At 58.4% G+C, this 18,677-nt stretch carries 18 protein-coding genes; 16 read left to right on the top strand and 2 right to left on the bottom strand.

Features of this window, described 5'->3' with window-relative positions:
* The first annotated feature begins 29 nt into the window (after positions 1–29).
* From PVT68_RS12590 to PVT68_RS12540, 11 genes are all read left to right on the top strand, one after another.
* A complete protein-coding gene (locus tag PVT68_RS12590) occupies positions 30–584 on the top strand; it encodes an AraC family transcriptional regulator (protein WP_280318572.1) in 555 nt (184 codons plus the stop codon).
* Between the two features lie 13 nt (positions 585–597).
* Complete coding sequence (locus PVT68_RS12585; protein WP_280318571.1) at positions 598–2,595, top strand: tetratricopeptide repeat protein; 1,998 nt, start codon at positions 598–600, stop codon at positions 2,593–2,595.
* The gene (locus PVT68_RS12580) at positions 2,592–5,516 is read left to right on the top strand and encodes a tetratricopeptide repeat protein (protein WP_280318569.1); all 2,925 of its coding nucleotides are present in this window, start codon (positions 2,592–2,594) and stop codon (positions 5,514–5,516) included. Before PVT68_RS12585 ends, PVT68_RS12580 begins: the two co-directional genes overlap by 4 nt.
* Positions 5,503–6,156 carry a tetratricopeptide repeat protein gene (locus PVT68_RS12575; protein ID WP_280318567.1) on the top strand — a complete coding sequence of 218 codons (654 nt, stop codon included), beginning with the start codon at positions 5,503–5,505 and terminating at the stop codon, positions 6,154–6,156. Before PVT68_RS12580 ends, PVT68_RS12575 begins: the two co-directional genes overlap by 14 nt.
* Before the next feature lie 2 nt (positions 6,157–6,158).
* Positions 6,159–6,449 carry a hypothetical protein gene (locus PVT68_RS12570; RefSeq protein ID WP_280318565.1) on the top strand — a complete coding sequence of 97 codons (291 nt, stop codon included), beginning with the start codon at positions 6,159–6,161 and terminating at the stop codon, positions 6,447–6,449.
* 60 nt (positions 6,450–6,509) lie between these two features.
* A complete protein-coding gene (locus tag PVT68_RS12565) occupies positions 6,510–7,196 on the top strand; it encodes a MotA/TolQ/ExbB proton channel family protein (protein ID WP_280318564.1) in 687 nt (228 codons plus the stop codon).
* Positions 7,197–7,251: 55 nt separating this feature from the next.
* Positions 7,252–7,785: an ExbD/TolR family protein gene (locus PVT68_RS12560; protein ID WP_280318562.1), complete on the top strand. Its 534-nt coding sequence runs from the start codon at positions 7,252–7,254 to the stop codon at positions 7,783–7,785.
* Position 7,786: 1 nt separating this feature from the next.
* The gene (locus PVT68_RS12555) at positions 7,787–8,308 is read left to right on the top strand and encodes an ExbD/TolR family protein (RefSeq protein ID WP_280318560.1); all 522 of its coding nucleotides are present in this window, start codon (positions 7,787–7,789) and stop codon (positions 8,306–8,308) included.
* Between the two features lie 13 nt (positions 8,309–8,321).
* Positions 8,322–9,344: an AgmX/PglI C-terminal domain-containing protein gene (locus PVT68_RS12550; protein ID WP_280318547.1), complete on the top strand. Its 1,023-nt coding sequence runs from the start codon at positions 8,322–8,324 to the stop codon at positions 9,342–9,344.
* 340 nt (positions 9,345–9,684) lie between these two features.
* A complete protein-coding gene (locus tag PVT68_RS12545; RefSeq protein WP_280318545.1) occupies positions 9,685–10,482 on the top strand; it encodes a LuxR C-terminal-related transcriptional regulator in 798 nt (265 codons plus the stop codon).
* Between the two features lie 158 nt (positions 10,483–10,640).
* Entirely contained in the window at positions 10,641–11,435 is a 795-nt protein-coding gene (locus PVT68_RS12540) for a LuxR C-terminal-related transcriptional regulator (RefSeq protein WP_280318543.1), read from the top strand.
* A gap of 274 nt (positions 11,436–11,709) precedes the next feature.
* Here PVT68_RS12540 and PVT68_RS12535 read toward each other — a convergent pair whose 3' ends face one another.
* Positions 11,710–12,099, bottom strand: coding sequence for a DUF2237 family protein (locus PVT68_RS12535; RefSeq protein ID WP_280318541.1), 390 nt, complete (start codon positions 12,097–12,099; stop codon positions 11,710–11,712).
* Between the two features lie 19 nt (positions 12,100–12,118).
* The gene (locus PVT68_RS12530; RefSeq protein WP_280318539.1) at positions 12,119–12,736 is read right to left on the bottom strand and encodes a DUF2939 domain-containing protein; all 618 of its coding nucleotides are present in this window, start codon (positions 12,734–12,736) and stop codon (positions 12,119–12,121) included.
* A gap of 221 nt (positions 12,737–12,957) precedes the next feature.
* Here PVT68_RS12530 and PVT68_RS12525 point away from each other — a divergent pair, with 221 nt between their 5' ends.
* The 5 genes from PVT68_RS12525 to PVT68_RS12505 all read left to right on the top strand — a co-directional run bounded on the left by PVT68_RS12525 (position 12,958) and on the right by PVT68_RS12505 (position 18,633).
* Complete coding sequence (locus PVT68_RS12525) at positions 12,958–13,707, top strand: DUF2189 domain-containing protein (protein ID WP_280318537.1); 750 nt, start codon at positions 12,958–12,960, stop codon at positions 13,705–13,707.
* 102 nt (positions 13,708–13,809) lie between these two features.
* Complete coding sequence (locus PVT68_RS12520) at positions 13,810–14,616, top strand: RDD family protein (protein WP_280318535.1); 807 nt, start codon at positions 13,810–13,812, stop codon at positions 14,614–14,616.
* Entirely contained in the window at positions 14,613–15,647 is a 1,035-nt protein-coding gene (locus PVT68_RS12515; protein WP_280318534.1) for a stage II sporulation protein M, read from the top strand. The genes PVT68_RS12520 and PVT68_RS12515 overlap by 4 nt, the downstream gene beginning before the upstream one ends.
* Positions 15,644–17,257 (top strand): DUF4129 domain-containing protein, encoded by a 1,614-nt coding sequence (locus tag PVT68_RS12510; protein ID WP_280318532.1) that lies wholly within the window; start codon positions 15,644–15,646, stop codon positions 17,255–17,257. Before PVT68_RS12515 ends, PVT68_RS12510 begins: the two co-directional genes overlap by 4 nt.
* Positions 17,254–18,633, top strand: coding sequence for a DUF4350 domain-containing protein (locus tag PVT68_RS12505; RefSeq protein WP_280318530.1), 1,380 nt, complete (start codon positions 17,254–17,256; stop codon positions 18,631–18,633). The genes PVT68_RS12510 and PVT68_RS12505 overlap by 4 nt, the downstream gene beginning before the upstream one ends.
* Positions 18,634–18,677: the final 44 nt, after the last annotated feature.

Here is an 18,677-nt window from a genome sequence, read left to right as displayed (position 1 = left end):
TCAGTAATCGTTAACGATCAGGCTTCGCTATGTTCTCCCCGCGCCACCTCAGCTCAATTCTCGCCGCACTCGCTCTCACTGTTACGGGTATTGCTGCGGGTACTGTTGCAGGCACTGCGGCCGCGCAGAGCGGTGACTTCCCCGGCGGCGATCTGGAGGACCTGAAGCGGGATGTATTGAAACTGAACCGCGATCTGCTGGTACTGGAGGAAGATCTGCTGTTCCCGGCCCAGAGTCAGGTTGCAGTCTATGTCTCCATGGATGTGGGCCACTTTTTTGATCTGGACTCGGTCAAACTGCATATCGACAACAAGCTGGTGGAAACCCACCTCTACACCGAACACCAGAAAAATGCCCTGTTCCGCGGCGGCATACAGCCACTGTTCAAAGGCAACCTGAAATCCGGCGAGCACACCATTACCGCCTTCTTCACCGGCACCGGCCCCGAACAGCGCGAATTCAAGCGCGCCGCCACCCTGGACCTGAAAAAAACTGACGAACCCGCGGTGATCGAACTGCGTATTGCCGATGTTGCCGGCAAGCAGCAGCCGGAATTTACCGTCGTGCAATGGCCCGCGCCCTGAGTTGTTCGTACCCATGCCGTTATCCGCTGCACGCAAAAGAAATTTCCTGGCTCCATTTTGGGTACTCCCCTTCATCGCCTTTACACCGCTGTGCTCGGGCGCCACTGCCGGCGCTGGTAATGAAAAATTCCAGCAGGCCCAGGACATGCGCTACGGTGCGGCGCTGTATCACTATTTCCAGGGCAATACCTTCGACGCCCTGAGCACCCTGATGGTTTCGGATCTGCGCGGCGGCATTGCCCATCACGCCGACAACGCGGATCTGATTCGCGGCGGAATCAGCCTCGCCTTCGGCCTGGAGCGCCAGGCGGCGGATCTATTTGAAAAACAACTGCAAAAATCCGCGGATAGCGACGACCAGCAGCGTATTGCTCACTTTCGCGAAATCGCTTGGCTGAAACTGGCAGAGCTCAACTATCGCCACCAGAACTGGGACATAGCGGCGGTGCAGCTGGAAAAGTCCGGAGCCATGCACCAGTCCGGTCTGACCCTCAACCTGGCCATCCACAGCGGCGACCTGAATCAGGCACAACACCTGCTGGCACTGGCAGACCTGCCCGCACCAGAGCGGGTGTTAGGGCACAGCAACCTCGCCGCGGCCCTTGCGCGGCAACAGCAGCTACCTGCCGCCGCCGCGCAATACCGCCGCGCTGCAGAACTCGCAGAAAATGCGGTACTGCAGCTCGCCGCGCAGCGAGTAAATCAAGCCGCAGAGGTGGAGGAAGAGCTGCGTATCCTGCGGGACAAGGCCCGCATCGGCGCCGGCTACGCTCTCGCGCTGGGCGGAGAGTATTCCGCAGCGGCGGAGGAATTCCGCAGTGTGCGTCTAAACAGACCCTGGTCTGGCGACGCCTTACTGGGCCTGGGCTGGGCCGCAGCCAACAGCGGCGCCCATCAACAGGCGGTGGATGCACTCGGCTACCTGACCCGGCGCAATCCACTGTCGCCGCAGGTGCAGGAAGCACTGCTAGCACTGCCTTACAACTACGAACAGCTCGCGCGACCACGGCTGGCACTGCAGGCCTACCAACACGCGGAACAGCAATACCAGCACACCCTGAGCGAACTGCATGATCTGCACAGTGCTGCAGCGCAGCTGCAGTTTGCGGAAGTCGACGAGGCCGGGGACATCAACCTGCAGCGCTACGGCTGGCTGGAAGACACAACCGTGCCAGCGCTGATCCGCACGAATCAGCAATACCTGCTGCAGATGATGCAAAGTGACCGCCTGCAACTGCAGCTCTCGGAGCTGCGCGACCTGCGTCAACTCAACCGCGTACTGGCACGCTGGCAACAGCGTTTGCCGGAATTTCACAATCTGATCGACGAGCGTGAACAGCGCCGCGCTGCCATCGTCCAGCAATACGATAGCGCCCAGTACGACCAGCAGGTTCAGATCGCCGAACAGCAGCTGGCAACGCTGCGGGCATCCCTGCAGCGCATTGAGGCCGACAAAGACGGGCTCGCCATGCTCGGCGACGCCGGCGGCACCAGTGCGGAATACCAGGCAATGCTGCGAGAAGCGGAAACCCGCTACCAGCGCCTTAGTCAGGCCGGCAAAACCAGCCGCTACCAGCAGCAGACCCTGGCACGCGCACGCGGACTATTGTTGTGGCAGGCGTCGGAGCAGTACCACGACAACCTTTGGCAGAAACGCAAGGCTATTGCCGCGCTGGAGCAGGAGCTCGACGAAGCCGCGCGCCGCCAGCGCCGGGTCGCACGCATCGCGGCCGAGGCGCCGCAGCTGAACCTGCTCGCCGGCAGCGTGGAGGACGCCGCTCTGCGCCTGAACACACAGCGCCAGGCCATCGACCTCGCCAGCGCCGCAATCGAGGCGCAGATTCGCAAGGATATTCAGCAGGCGCTGGAAACCGCGCAACAACGGGTAGAGCAGTATATGGCCCATACCCGCCTGGCCATCGCGCGTATTCAGGACTCGGCCCTGCAGGACAAATACTCCCCGCCAGCGGCGGAGCGTGAGGGAGATATTCGGCCGGAGACGGAATCGTGAAACCAGTTATTTCCCGTCGCCCGGCACAAGCGCGGCCGTCATCGCACAAAAAAATCCTCGCGCTCACTCTCTGCGTCAACGCGGTTCTCGCCGGCTGCGCCAGCCAGTTTGATCCAGGTACCACTTTGGCGGCACTGCCTGCGGTCACCCTGCCACAAGAGCCGGCCCTGGAAGTGCCAAAGGTGGCACTGCCGGTATTGATAGACAGCTACCAAAAGGCTCTCACCGCAAATCGCGACCCGAAAACCCGCCGCCAGATCCAATTGCGCCTGGCAGATCTGGAAATGGAACGCCTGGAGCAGTTGCAGGCAGACAACCCGGAAATGGCCGTGGCTTACAGCGAGGCCGTACGCCACTACGAGGCCCTGCTGCAGACTTCCGCGGATGACGATTACCTCGCCTATCGCCTGGCCCGCGCCCGTGCCCTGGACGGCAACACCGGTGGCTCACTGCAGGCCCTGGATAATATCGTCGCCACCGCACCGCAATCCCCGTTTATTGCCGAAGCCCTGTTCCGCCGTGGCGAGGCCGCTTTCGGACACAAGAATTACCGCACCGCGGAGCAGGATTTTGCCGCGGTCCTGGCCCAGGGAGACACACCCTTCGCCCGGAACGCGCGCTATATGTTGGGTTGGAGCCAGTTCAAGGATGCCCGCTACCAGGATGCCAGCAATACATTCCTGGCTCTGATGGATGAACTACTGGCGGAATCGCAGGCGGAAAAACGGGCACTGGAGCAACTGGAAAAAGGCCAGCGCCGACTGGCGGACGACACCCTGCGGGTGCTCGCGCTCGGGTTCAATTACCTGGGCGGCGCACAGGTGATCGAGTCCTTTAACCCCCAGCCGGGCCCACGCTCCTATCAGCATCAGCTGTACCGCGCCCTCGGTGACTGGTACGCGGAAAGCGAGCGCTACCGCGACGGCGCGCAGACGTTCCTCACCTATGTGGAGCGCAACCCGCAGAATCGCGCGGCACCGTCCATGCACGTGCGCGCGGTGGAAATCCTGCAGCAGGGCAATTTCCCCAGCGAGGTACTGCCCGCGAAGCGCGAATTCGCCACCCGCTACGGTATCCGCAGCCACTACTGGCAGAACGCCGACGACACGCTGCGCGGTGAACTGGCGGATTATCTCAAGCCCTGGCTGGAGGAACTGGCGCGCTTTGACCACGCCCGCGCCCAGGCCCTGGCCAAAGAGGCCGCTCGGGAGGCGGACAAGCCCAAAGGCAATGCCAGGGTCATCGCCAGGGCACAGCGGGAATCCCGCGCAGCGTTCCTCGTTGCTGCAGATCTTTACCGTGAATTCATCCAGACATTTCCCGCAGACCTCAAGGCACCGCTGCTCACATTCCTGATGGCAGAGTGCTACAACGAAGCCGGACAATCCGCCCTCGCTTTTAACGCCTACCAGCGCGTGGCCTGGGAATTTACCGAGGAAACCGGCACGGTCCCCGCACAGGCGACGGAAGCGGGTTACGCGGCGATCCTGATGGCTGGCGCCGCGCGCACAAGCGAGAAAAACCCCGAACAGGCCGCGCTCTGGCTCGACCGGAAAACCGAAACCAGCCTCCGCTTTGCCGAGTCCTGGCCCCACGACCGCCGCGCACTGGCGGTGCAACTGGATGCAGCCCGCAACCTGTTCGAGCAGTACCGCCACGGGGAAACCATCGCCGCCACGGAAAAGGCGGCCGCCTGGCAGCCACCGCCGAATCCGCAGCAGCGTCGCACCATTCTGATGCTGCTCGGGCACAGCCATTTCGAAACCGACAATTTCCCCGCGGCAGAAAATGCCTACAGCCAGCTGCTCGCCAGCATGGCATCCGGCGATCCGGAATATCTGAACACCCGCGACCGACTGCAGTCGTCCATTTACAAACAGGCGGAACTCATCCTCCAACAGCTACAGCTCAGCGATGACAGCACGGAAGCCACCGCTCGCGCAGAGCAGGCCATCGCGCTGTTGCTGCGGGTGCGCGATAGCGGTCGTTCGTCCATCGCCGCCACCGCCCAGTACGATGCCGTCACCCAGCTGATAAATCTGCAGTACTGGTCGCGGGCCCGCGCTGAACTGACCGACTTCCGTCAATCTTATCCACAACACCCGCTGACGCCGTCACTGGCCGCCAAGGCAGTGGTCATTTATCAGGGGCTGGATCTGCCGGAAGCGGCAGCGGACGAATTGCTGTTGCTGGCCAACAGCGATCCCGATCCGGAGGTGCGCCGCAGCTCCCTGTTCATGGCCGCAGAGCTGTTCGAACAGGCCGGTAACATCGACAAGGCCACCGATGCCTACCGCCAGTACGTACGGCAGTGGCGCGAGCCCCCATTGCAGAACCTGGAAGCCCAGTTCCAGCTTGCGACCCTTTATCAGAAAGCCGGCAACCAGCGCGAGCGCAATCTTTGGTTGCAGAGCCTGGCGGGTAACAAATTACCCGAACCCCGCAGCCGTTACCTCGCTGCCTTCGCGCAAAATGCGCTTGCGGAGCAGAGCTACGCCCGCTTCGAGCGCCTAGCGCTGACCCTGCCGCTGAAGCAGAGCCTGAAAAACAAAAAGCAGGCAATGGAGACAACGGTGGCGGACTACAAAAAAGTGCTCGACTTCGGCATCGCCGAATTTACCACCGCCGCCAATTTCCGGCTGGCGGAAGTTTATCGCCAGTTGAGTCGCGACCTGATGGACTCACAGCGTCCCAATGGGCTCAATCCACTGGAACTTGAGCAATACGAAATTCTGCTGGAAGAGCAGGCCTATCCGTTCGAGGAAAAAGCCATCGAGTTGCACGAGGCGAATGTTAAACGCACCGCCGATGGCGTGTATGACGAATGGGTAAAGAACAGTTTCTCCTCCCTGGAAACGCTGCTGCCGGCCCGCTATCGCAAACCTGAATCGACTGTGGAGTGGAGCGATGCGGCTTACTGACAAGCAATTTTTCAAGTATTTCTGCAGCGTTGCCGCACTGGCCATCGTTCTCGCCGGCTGCGCTGGCAATCCGCGCAGCCCTGAGCCAGCCACCACCGCGGGACATACAGTGGATGAGAACGGCAAACGCATCGCCAGCCCTAATCCTTACCTGACTGCGGCGGGTGATGTTCCCGCTGCGGCACAACAGGCGCTGGGACGGGCCCATGGTTTTTTCGCGCAACAGCAGTTCGCTGCCGCGGAGAGGGAATTACAGCAGGTTGTTACTCAGTGGCCTCAGCTCTCCGGCGCCTGGCTGAATCTGGCCAAGGTGCAATTGAAACTGAACCAGCCCAAACAGGCCGAAGCAAGTCTGCAGCATTCCGTCACCGCCAATGCCAACAACGTGTTTGCGTGGAATTCTCTAGGGGTTCTAATGCGGGACCTGGGGCGCTTCGAAGAAGCCCGCGGGGCCTACGAAAATGCGCTGGCACTATGGCCGGATTTCGCCATCGCCCATCGCAACCTGGGAATCCTGTTTGATCTCTACCTGCACCAACCGGAACAGGCCTTGCATCACTATCGCGAGGCAAGGGCGCTGGCAAGCGAGGACGACCGCGTACTGGCAGGCTGGATCATGGATCTGGAGCGGAGACTGTAATTTTGAAAAAAATCATTGCGGGCATGGCTGTCGTCGCTTCAATGTCATTATCTGCACAGCAGGACAGCGGCGAGATCATTAACCTGGAATCCACGATTATCGGCAGCCAGGAGCAACCCAAGGTGCTGTATATCATTCCCTGGAAACAGGCCAGCAGCCTGGAAAAAATAGAAAGCACGCTCCCTCACGCAATCACCCACACCTTCCAGCACCAGGAATACTCGGAATTGCAGCGGGAAATAAAATTGCTTGAAACCCAAAAAGCACCGATTGAGAAAACACAGGCTGAGTAACCAGCTTTATATAAATCTGAAACTGATACACATAAATCTTTAAGTCCCGGAGATTTGACCATGGAATTTTTCAACACACTGCTGCGTTTTTTCCAGAACGGCGGCCCTTTCATGTACCCCATCGCCCTGGTGTTGGTGATCGGCATAGTGCTGGTGGTCGAACGCTGGGTTTTTCTGTCACGAGCCAAGTCGGCCAACCGCCGCGCCTACGGACAGATGCTGCCGATGATGCAGCAGCGCAATTTTGCCGCTGCGCTCAAAGTCGCCCAGCAGGACAAAGCCTCCATGGGCCAGATTATTGCTGCAGGTATCTCCACGGCCCAGCACGCGCGCAAAGATGAAAATATTGCGATGGCCATCGAAGAAAGCATCCTTGAAGCCGTACCGCGCCTGGAAAAGCGCACCAACTATCTCGCAACCCTCGCCAACATCGCCACCCTGCTCGGGCTACTGGGCACCATCATCGGTCTGATTGCGGCGTTTACTGCGGTGGCCAACGCCGATCCCTCCGAAAAAGCCTCCATGCTCTCTTCCAGTATTTCCGTGGCCATGAACACCACCGCGTTCGGCCTTATTTCCGCGATTCCGCTGCTGCTGGCCTACTCCATGCTGCAAAATAAAACCAACGAAATTATCGACAGCCTGGAAATGGCCGGGGTGAAATTCCTCAACCTGATTACCCTGACTCGCGGCCAGAAAGCCGACGCCAGCGCACGCCCGGCGGCAAAAGCCGGTGCTACTGCCTGAGCGTAATCACTCTGAATAATCAGTAACCGCGACCAATAGAGAGCAAGAGAGAGCCATGGCTATCCGACGCAGGCTGGAAACCGATCCGGATCTGGACATCACCTCGTTCATGAGCCTGATGACCGTGCTGGTCCCCGTATTACTGTTGAATATGGTGTTTTCCCATATCTCCGTGCTGAACCTCAACCTGCCTGGTTTGAGCGATCCCAGTGTCGCGGAGCAGAATGAAAACCGGCAACTGGAACTGGTGCTGCGCGCTGAGCACATCGACATCAACTATCCGGCGGGGATTCGCGTAAAGCGTATTCCCAACCGGGACGGCAAGCCGGATTTCAAACTGGTGTCCGATGTACTGCAGGAAGTGAAGCGCAGCCTGCGGGAAAAAGATATCGACAAAAAGGACCTGGTCATTCTCTCGGAGCCCGGCACACCCTATCGCACACTGGTAAGTGCCATGGACACAGCGCGCTCTTTCCGCGCGGTGGTGGCAGCGTCGGTGGTGGATGCGGAACTGTTTCCGCAGATTTCCCTCGGCGATGCGCCGCTGCAAGGTACACAGGCGCAAGACGAACAGCTGGCAGGCAATTGATATGAAAGCGACAATCGGCGGCAAGCTGAAAGGACGCAAGCAGCGCAGGCATAAACAGACCAAGCTGAACCTGGTTTCCCTGATGGATATTTTCACCATTCTGGTTTTTTTCCTACTGGTGAACTCGTCAGATGTTGAAGTGCTGCAGGCGGACAAAACCATCACACTTCCCGAATCCACCTCGACGGAAAAGCCAGAAACCACCACCGTGGTGCGGATCAATGGCGACGAGTTATTGGTGGGCAATCGTATAATTGCAAGGACCGCAGACATTTCCCCGGGCGATGAGCAAATCAAGCCGCTGCGAGATGAACTCGAATATCTGGCCAGTCGCGCGGAACCTCTTCCGGCAGACAAGCAGGCAGTAGGTCGCCCGATCACTATTCTGGGGGACGAAGAAGTACCCTATGCACTGCTCAAACAAATCATGAATACCTGTGCTGCGGCGGACTATCGCGATATCGATCTCGCGGTCACCCAGACTGCACCTCAGGATCCGGCCGCACCGGCCGCCGGTCGTTAACGGGAGGCTGTAGATGAGTCATATCGCCACCCCGGCCACCGACAGGCCGACAATGATGCCCTGGCACTACTACAATTCGTCCCTACCCTGGTCCTCGACCGAAGAAGAGGATCAGCGCTTTGCAAAATTCCTCAAGGCCGGCATCGTCGCTTTCCTGCTGGTGGGAGCGCTGTTTACCTTTATTCCGGCGCCGGAGCTGACCCGTGAACAGAAAGAGAAACTGCCACCGCAATTGGCCAGGGTAATTCTGGAAAAGAAGGAATTGCCCAAACCAGAGGTAAAACCCAAACCGAAACCGGTGGAAAAAAAGCTGCAGAAGCCCAAGGAAATCAAACAGGAAAAACCAAAGCCGGTGGAGAAACCGAAGCCGGAACCGATCAAGACGATAAAGCCAAAACCACTTACGGAAAAAGCACCGGCGGCGGAGGTAGCGAAGGCGCGGGAGAAGGCCGCCAACAGCGGACTGATGCAGCTCCAGGACGACCTCATGGATATGCGCGATAGCCTCGATGTGTCCGCAGTGGCCAATGCCAACAGTCTCGCCAGCGACGCCTCCAGCGCACAGAAGATTGACCGCTCACTGATCAGCGACAAATCGAAAACCAGTAGTGGTGGTATCAATACCGGACAGCTGAGCCGCAATACTGGTGGTTCTGCTCTGTCAGGACGTGAGACAACTCAGGTGGAAGTCGCGGAAGCGACCCAGGCCGCCAAATCCAGCAGCAAGGAAGCCAGGCAGGAGCGTGGCAGCCGTGGTGAAGAGTCTATTCGCCAGGTAATGGAAGCCAACAAAGGGGCGATTTTTGCCATCTACAACCGGGCCTTGCGCCGGGACCCGACCCTAGCAGGCAAGGTCACAGTGCAACTGGTGATTGAGGCAGACGGCACCATTTCGGCAGTTAATCTGGTGAGTAGCGAGCTGGGCAATGAGGACCTGGAACGCAAATTACTGGCCCGTATCCGCCTGATCAATTTCGGCTCCGCCAATGTGGAAAAATCCACCCTGAATTATTCCATCGATTTCCTGCCGTCCTGACGGGTAGCGCGGCGTTAATACCTGTCTCGCTCCCATGAACAAACCGCTGAAAAGGTCACAATGATCTTTTCAGCGGCCATCTATTATCACGCCCAAAGATCCCCGCAAATACCTCCCGCCACTACCTGACTTTTCGTTACTTACCGCCATTTAATCCTTGTTTCGCCCCGCTACTCCAGTTTTCATGCAAATTTCATTTGCTCCTACCTGATTTTTTATGTACAAGTGTCTCATTATTTTTGTGACCTAATTCTCATTATTGGTGCAAAGCTCTACTCTTAGCACCCAGCGGGTCCTAGCACACCAGCGTACCGAATAATAATTCCAGGGATTTGTACCGGTGACCGAAGACAGCGGAAGCGATAAACCTCAAACCGAACTATTGACCGGTGTGTGGGAAAAGCGCCCTGAGCTATTTACCAGGCGCAAGACAGAGCTGACACAGTTCAAGCTCGACGAACTGGTAAGCCGGGTGTTCAGTGACGGCCCCCACTACCATTACGTATTCGATCTGTTCGATCTGAGCCTGTTGTATGTGAGTCCCGAGGTAGAAAACATCCACGGACTGGATGCCGAGAGTGTGACTTTCCAGGATATTCTCCAGCAGATACACCCGGAAGATATGGATTTTGTAAGCCGTGCCGAAGCCACGGCCATTCGAATTTTCCAGCAACGTATCGGCATCGGCAAAATCACGGATTACAAGATTTCCTACTGTTTCCGCTTCCGCGTGAAAGATGGCAGCTACCACCTGTTCAACCACCAGGCGATCGTGCTTTCCACCGACGCGACCGGCGCTATCGCCAAGGCGCTGAATGTGCATACGGATATCTCACACCTGGCGGCGGAAAATAATTACCAGCTGTCACTGATCGGAATGAACGGTGAGCCTTCCTATCTGAATATCGAGGTGGACGGCCAGCTGGAAGCTGCGCAACCGTCGCACCCTCTGTTCAGCAAGCGCGAAGTCTCGGTTATCCGGCTGGTATCCCAGGGCCTCACCAGTGCGGAAATTGCTGAGAGGTTGAAACTGTCGGAATTCACCATCAAGAATCACCGCAAGCGCATTCTCAAAAAGGCCGACTGCCAGAATATGAACCAGCTGCTGGGCAGCTGTATTGTCGACGGTCTGATCTGAGACGGCGGAATCAGGCACCTTTAATTGCCGTCTAATGGAATTTGGTACGATCGTCTTACCCATTGTGACGGACATCACAAAAACATAGTGATTTATCCGATCAAATAACAAGGTCAGCTCAGTAAAGACAACAGCAATAAAAACAACAGGATGCTCAGATGGAGACAGGGAATCTGCAGCCGCACCTACAGCGGGACTTTGGCTCCCGGCACAACGCTCCGGTGTTACTTTCCGGGCAGAACACGTCCGGGATACACCAGCTGGTCGAGCAGTTTACCGCCAACTTTTTCAGCAGTGGCGCTGGTTACTATTACCTGCTGGACTACGCCAGGATCCAACACCCCCTACTGACAAGCCCGACGATCGAGCCCATTCTCGGCCTGGACCCTGAAACCGTAACCATTCAATCCATCATCGACCGCATCCATCCAGACGATGTGGATTTCGTTGCCCGCGCTGAAGAAACTGCACTGGCTACGCTCAATACCCTGGTTGCCCGGGAACAGCTGTCGCAATTCAAGATTTCCTATTGCGCGCGCCTGCGTACCAGCGATGGCAGCTATCGGCTGTTCAATCACCAGGCGCTTATCATCGCCACGGACGAACAGGCGGGCGTTGCGAAAATTCTGGGTATCCATACGGACATCGAGCACCTGACCAAAAAAAACAATTACAAACTGTCATTGCTGAATATCGCCGGCGGCGAGAGTTATCTGAATATCGATGTATTCGATGGGAATCTACAGCGAATTTCCGCCCCATCCGTATTCAGTGAGCGGGAAATGGAGGTGGTGCGCCTGTTGACCGACGGGAAAACCAGCGTGGCGATTGCCGAACTTTTGGATATTTCTCCCAACACGGTGAAAAACCACCGTAAAAATATCCTGAAAAAAGCCAACTGCAAGACCACCGGCCAGCTGGTTTCAAAAGTGTTCAGTGAGGGGCTCGCCTGACCGGAGCGAGAGAACAAATTCACTGCCAGAATGTAAATTGCGTCAACTTTGGGTCCAATGAGCCCCAAAGGGCTATTGCGCGCCATGGTAAGTAAGCGCATCCTAACTCTCGAGCAGTCCGATTGCTTCCGTGAGGAGACCATTCGACAGGTACGGAAACCGCGCTCACCAACAAATTCTCATCCTGTGAGTTGGTATTAGCCGCAAGGCTCGCTCTGGATAGGCCGGGATGGCCTATTGCAGAGCCTTTTGCTCAATCTCTTCTTTTCACCATTCAGTTCAGATCCACTGCATACCTGCGCATGATTTCCAGCGGTACTATCTCGAGTGCCCGGATATGCGTGCGCTGCAGAAAAACCCGCGGCGCCATATCGGCCTGTTGCGCCTCCAGCCAGCGGGCCGCACACAGGCACCAGCGATCACCGGGATTCAGGCCGGGAAATCCGAATGCTTCCATCGGGGTGCTGAGATCGTTGCCGCGCTCGCGGGAAAATACCAGGAAATCTTCTGTCACCTCCACACATACCGTATGGGAACCCGGGTCCTGGTCGCTGGTATTACAGCAACCGTCGCGGAAAAAACCGGTGAGCGGATCGCTGCTACAGGGAATCAGTGGGTCACCAAACACATTCTGTGACTCGTCCATTTGCAAAGTGATGGCCATCTTTTGTTGTCCTGTCCGGTTAATGCATTGATTGGCTGTTGACCCGCGCCATATCCACTAATCGCCAGCGCAGTCCCTGCCGCTGTAGAATCAGAGCTACACGGGTATCGTCGTCGCTGCCACAGACGACATGCACGGTATTGAAACCACTGAAATACCAGCGCTGCAACTTCCAGTGGTGATCGTGGGCAGCGCGCGATACCTCGCCTTCGCGCGCTGCACGCTCGGGCGGCAGTGATGGCGAGCGCGGCGCAGATTGCTGACGAGAACCGCTGAATACACGCTCCAGTTCCCGCTCGAACTCGCGCCAGTCCTGGCGCCCCTGAATCAGGTCGGCAATACCCTCGGGGCTGATGAGGTGGTCCACCAGAGGCCCCAGCAGCAAGTCCGAGCCCGCCGCGAACAGATCGCCAAACTCCGCCGGAAAGTTGTCACTCATGGAACTGCGCAGTTCGTCCTGTAAATGCCGGCGAATATTCCCGCGCAACTGTGGAAAGTCGATATAACGCTCCAGCCGGGTCACATCGTCGTGCTGTGCAGCATCGACCAGTTGCCGGGCGGAATACCAGGGCAGCGCGGCGTAAACCAGCCCCGCGAGTACCTGCAGCACCAGGCCGCGCAGCAACCATTTCACCATATGACCATTCCCCGCACTCCCCATTCCGCGGTTTTCGAGCCCGAATAGTATCCTCGCCGGCACACATATTACAGGCGCTTACAGCAGCGGGAATCCGGGGTCCAAGGCGTCGACACCTGTGGTATCGTTGCGGGCGTCACTGCTGGCGCCGGATTCATGCCGGTTCGGAGGTATTGGCCGGCAACGATAACGACAAAAAGATCGATCAAGGAATTTCGAGCATGAGTGATATCTACTCCGCCCCCCAGGCGGACCTGTCCGGCGATGAAAGCAGTAGCGCGAATATGGGCTCCATTCCCAAGGCACTGGCCGGGGATTATCAGGTTGCCATCGGCAATACCCTGAGCGAAGCCTGGGCTCGCACCAAAGGCAAAAAAGGCACGGTATGGCTGGGCGTGCTGCTGTACACCATTGCCTACCTCGCTATCAGTTTTGTCATCGCGCTGATCACCGGTCAATCGATTACCGACCCCGACGCCAATCAGGGGCTAACCGCTGTCCTGGCCAATATCCTCACCGTAGCCGTCACCGCACCGCTGACCGCAGGCATGATGATGATCGGGATAAAAATCGCCCGTGACGAGGAGGTTTCCGGTACCGAGGTGTTTGCGCATTTCGACAAGATTCTGCCGCTGGCTGTGGGCGTAGTACTGATGTATGTGCTGATCTCCGTCGGCGTCCTGCTGCTGGTACTGCCCGGCATCTACCTGATGATCGGCTATGTCCTGATGATGCCGCTGATCGTCGACAAAAACCTCGGCCCCTGGCAGGCCCTGGAAACCTCGCGCAAAGCGGTCACCAAGCACTGGTTCCCGATTTTCGGCTTTATGATCGTGCTGATGCTGCTGTATGTTGCCGGCTTCCTGGCGCTGCTGATCGGCCTGATCTGGGCAATCCCTGCCCTCAGCATTGCCTACGGTGTGCTGTACCGCAATATGTTCGGTGGCCACGAAATCAATCCGGAACTCTGATATCCGGCCCGGCGGTGAAGTTTCCCGGCCTTTGTCCAGGGGGAATTTTACCGCCGGTATTTCCGGCTCAAACTTTGGCCCGTGTAAAAGTCAGCCCGCAAAATGTCTGAAGCCACTACTGCCAATGCTCCTTACTCCCCCGGTGACAACCGCGGGCTGGACACCCTGTACGAAATCGAAACACCGGAAGGAATCGACCTGGTAATGCAGGCCGCCGGACCGGTACCGCGGATGCTGGCCTTCGCGGTGGATTTTTTTTACCGCACCCTGATCCTGATAGCACTGGCAATCGCGCTGGCGTTTGCCGGCAAAGCGGGTATCGGCTTCTGGCTGCTGGGGTCATTTCTGCTGGAGTGGTTTTACCCGGTGTTTTTCGAAGTGCTGCGCGATGGGCAGACACCGGGCAAGCGCGCTTTTTCCCTGGCCGTGGTCAACGACAACCTCACCCCGGTTTCCTGGGGAGCCTCCATCATGCGCAACCTGCTGCGCTTTGCGGATTTTCTGCCGTTCGCTTACTGCACCGGCATCCTTGCCATGTCCTGCAGTCGCCATTTCCAGCGGCTTGGGGACTTTGCCGCAGGCACTATCGTGATTTACCGGCAACCGGCGACCACCGCCGCGCAACTGCCCCAGGCAGCGCCGGTGCCCCCGCCCCGCGGCCTGCAGCTCGCGGACCAGCAGGCGATTGTCAGCCTTACCGAGCGCAGCGCGGAACTGAGCCAGGCGCGCCAACAGGAACTGGCTGAACTGTTGCAGCCGATTACCGGCAAAACCGGCGAGGCCGCGCTGCGCCAGTTGCACGGCATCGGCCGCTGGCTGCTCGGCGCCCGCGACGCGGAGTCCGAGACAGCTTCTCTGCAAAGGACTCAGCGGCGAAACGCACCTGGGCAAGAGGTACCACGGCGATGAAGCAACGGGACTTCGAACGACGCTTTGAGCCCCTGTGGCTGCAGCTGGAAAACTGGCTCGCAGGCTATGAAAAGCACAAGCTCGCTGACCGTCGGAATAACGCCACCTCGACAAAACAGGCTGCAGCGATTAGCGACCTCCCCTCCAGCTATCGACATTTATGCCAGCATCTGGCCGTGGCAAAAGAACGGCAGTACACCAGCAACCTGATCGCCCGTCTGAACCAACTGGTGATGGCCTGTCACCAGCGCCTGTATCAGCAGAAGTCGGTTTCGCAAAACCGCTGGCTGGAATTTCTGTTTCGCGGTTTTCCCCGCGCGCTGCGTCAGCACGGGCGGTTTGTGTGGCTGGCCTGCGGTCTGTTTCTCGCCCCCGCCCTGGTGATGGGCCTCGGTTGCTACTGGAACGATGCGCTGATTTACGCGGTAATGTCGCCAGAGCAGGTACTACAGATCGAATCCATGTACGACCCCGCCAACCGGGTACTGGGGCGCGAGCGCGGCTCCGATTCCGATCTGCTGATGTTCGGTTTCTATATCAAGAACAATATCGGCATCGCCTTCCGCACCTTTGCCTCCGGTATTCTGTTCGGCCTGGGTTCGATTTTTTTCCTGGTGTTTAACGGGGTGTTTCTGGGGGCCGTGTTCGGCCATATCACCCGGGTGGGATTCGTCACCACCTTCTATCCGTTCGTGATCGGTCACGGTGCCTTCGAACTGACCGCTATCGTGTTTGCCGGTGCCGCCGGACTGATGCTGGGGCACTCGCTGGTGAACCCCGGCAACCGCAGCCGCCGACAGTCCCTGCGCGAGGCCGGCCGCGAATCCATGAAAATCATGTACGGCACTTTTCTGATGCTGGTGATTGCGGCGTTTCTGGAGGCCTTCTGGTCTTCCACCACCCAGGTGGATATTGCGATCAAATTCATCGTGGGCGCGGCACTCTGGGCTCTGGTGATCGGTTATTGCCTGCTCGCCGGCCGCGCGCCGGCGCAGATGGCAGTTTCCGACAGTACGGGAGGGCGGCCGTGAATCTGGATCAGCTGGCGGTCAACGCGCGCCTGCGCACCGGTTGGGAGTCCGTCGACCTGGGTATATTGCTGGCGCAGCAGCACTGGCTGCAGATGGCCACCCTGTGGCTGATACCCGCGCTGCCCTTTTTTGCCCTGTGGATGCTGCTGTTTCCCGACACCCCCAACCTGGCAATACTGGCGCTCTGGTGGTTCAAACCACTGTTTGAACGCCTGCCGCTACTGGTGGTAAGCCGCCAGCTGTTCGGCGAACGGATATCCATCCCCGGTGCCCTTGGCCTGATGCGCCGCGCCAATGGCCGCGACTGGTTTGCCTGGCTCAGCTGGCGCCGCCTGAGCTTTACCCGCGCCTTCGATATGCCGGTTACCGTGCTGGAAAATGCCGGCGGCAAGGCCCGCACTGCGCGACTCGGGGTACTGCACCGCAAAACCGCCAGCACCGCCAGCTGGCTACATATTGTCGGCGCCCACGTGGAGATGTTTTTCGGTTTCGGTCTCGCCGCACTGATTTACCTGATGCTACCGGAGCAGCTGGAGATTAACTGGTGGACAATTCTGTATCAGACGGAAACGGATTACGCCTGGTTCGCCAATGCGTGCACCCTGCTGATCATGGCCGCGGTCGCTCCGTTTTATATCTGCGGCGGATTTATGCTCTATATCGGTCGGCGGGTGGAGCTGGAAGCCTGGGATATCGAAATCCATTTTCGCAAAATGCGCGCGCGCCCGGCGAACAAGCATCATCGCAATAACCGCTCTGATAACACCCGTGGGGAAAAAACCCTGTGCAAGGGAGCCCTCGCCAGCGCCCTGATCTGTGCGCTGTCGATTTCAATACTGACAGCGGTAGTTGCGCCACCACCGGCTCTCGCCGACCCGGTAACCCCGAACCAGGCTCAGGAGCTGATCGACGAGACCCTGGCGGGTAATGATTTTCACCAGATGGATACCGTCAGCGGCTGGCGCCTGAAGGACTTTAAATCCCGGGAATTCCGTTTCCCCGAGTGGTTTATCGCGGTTATCGAATGGCTGGAAAGTCTCGGCAGCGATGAAGAGGAAGAGTCAACATCGGAGTCGGACCGTAATCTGGGGCCACTGATTGCCGGTATTGTGGAGGTGCTGCTGTGGGCTATCGGTATCAGCCTGGTACTGTATTTACTGTGGCAATTCCGACACCAACTCCGCGCTGCCTTCGGCTATCGACCACAGAAAAAGAAAACGGAAATCGCCGCTCCCGAAACCCTGTTCGGCCTCGACGTGCGCCAGGAAAGCCTGCCCGATGACGTCACCGCCGAAGTACTTCGCCTGTGGCACAGTGGCGCCCAGCGCGAGGCCATGGGGTTACTGTACCGGGCCAGTCTGTCCAATCTGATTTCCCGCTTCGACTGCCGTTTCCAGGACCACCACACGGAAGCAGAATGTGCGCAACTGGTACACGAGGAAGCGCAGCTGGATGCGCGCCTGCAGCCGGGGCTGGTGCAGTTTTTTGCGCAGCTGACCCGCACCTGGCAGCGCCAGGCCTACGCCCACCAGCCACCGGCCAGTGACCAGCTGGAGCAGCTGTGCACACAGTGGCAGCAGGTATTTCGGCAACCGGAGGTGGCACTTTGAGGCTCAGTCGCCTGGCAATTTTCTGGACCCTGTTACTGCTCGGCGGCGGCGCTGCGCTGTTCCTGTTTTTTTACGAGCGCTACACGGAAGAGGTGGATCTCGGCTACACCGAAGCGGCACGGCGCAATCCGTACCTGGCAGCCGAACAGTTCCTCGCCCGTATCGAAGTACCCGCGAGGCGCGCCGACAATATTTCCGTAGTTACCACACTCGGTGAAAACGACATTCTGTTCCTGGCGAGTTCCAGCCAGATATACAACCGCGAACGGCTTGAGGAACTACTCGACTGGGTTGAAAACGGCGGCGAGGCCATTGTCATCGCTCGCGGCCATGGCGGCGACAACGAACGGGACCTGTTACTGGACCGCCTCGGCCTGGAAATCACCAGCGGAGAACTGGATTTCTATTTCAATCAACAGGCGCGAGAAGTCCTCGGCGATGAGGCCGCCAACATCACAGGCGAAAGTGCGAGTGAAATGATGCGCGAACACAATCGCAGGCTGGACGAAGGCGAATCGGCGGCGACAGAAAGCAGTGACGACAACACCGCACCCGCACAAAACGCCACAGCAGTCGCAGATACAACATCCACCAGCGAAACTTCGCGCAATCCCGATGTCGAACCGGAGCGTCTGGTCTATCTCACCAGCGACAGCGGCGCCAGCTACGCGCTGCATTTCGATCCCGCCTGGGCGTTCGAACACGAAATGATGGGTGAGGCCTACAACGATACCGAGATCGACGGTGCCCGCCTGCACTGGGTTACCTTCCAGAACCTTCCCACCCAGGCGCCGCTCGTGCAATACGACTACGGCCGCGGGCGGCTGACCCTGATGACGGATGGCGACCTCTGGCAAAACTATCGCATCGGCGATTTCGATCACGCCTATTTTCTCGCGCATCTCATTGGCGAGCGCCAGCTGGTGATGATTACCCGGCCGCATTTCGACAGCCTGAGCACCCTGGCAAAACGCTATGCACTGGAATTTTTCAGCGCCGGTCTGCTGGCCCTGCTGGCGTGGATTGCAAACCGCAGCCGCCGCTTCGGGCCCATGGCGCCGGCACCGGCCGCCGAGCGCCGCTCTCTGCTGGAACACATCCGTGCCTGTGGCCTGTTCTACTGGCGCGAAAACCGAGCGGAAAACCTGTTCCTGCAAGCGCGCGATCCACTGTTGCAGAAAATTACCGGCCTGCCTCCACACACTGCGCTCACACTGTCAGTGGAAAAACGACAGCAGATTGCCGAGCGAACCGCCATCCGTACCGGAATCCGTAGCAACGATATTTACACCACCCTGTGGGGCCAACCGCCCCACAGCGAAGACGACTTTACCGCGCAAATGCGCAGTATTCAGATCATCGAGGCCGCCCTATGAGCGAATCCACCCTGGACCAGACCCCGGTCAATCAGACCGATGAG

The organism is Microbulbifer bruguierae, assembly GCF_029869925.1.
Classification (GTDB): Bacteria; Pseudomonadota; Gammaproteobacteria; order Pseudomonadales; family Cellvibrionaceae; genus Microbulbifer; species Microbulbifer bruguierae.
The sequence above is the reverse complement of the archived record's forward strand: the minus strand, read 5'-3'. Positions and strand labels throughout refer to the sequence as shown.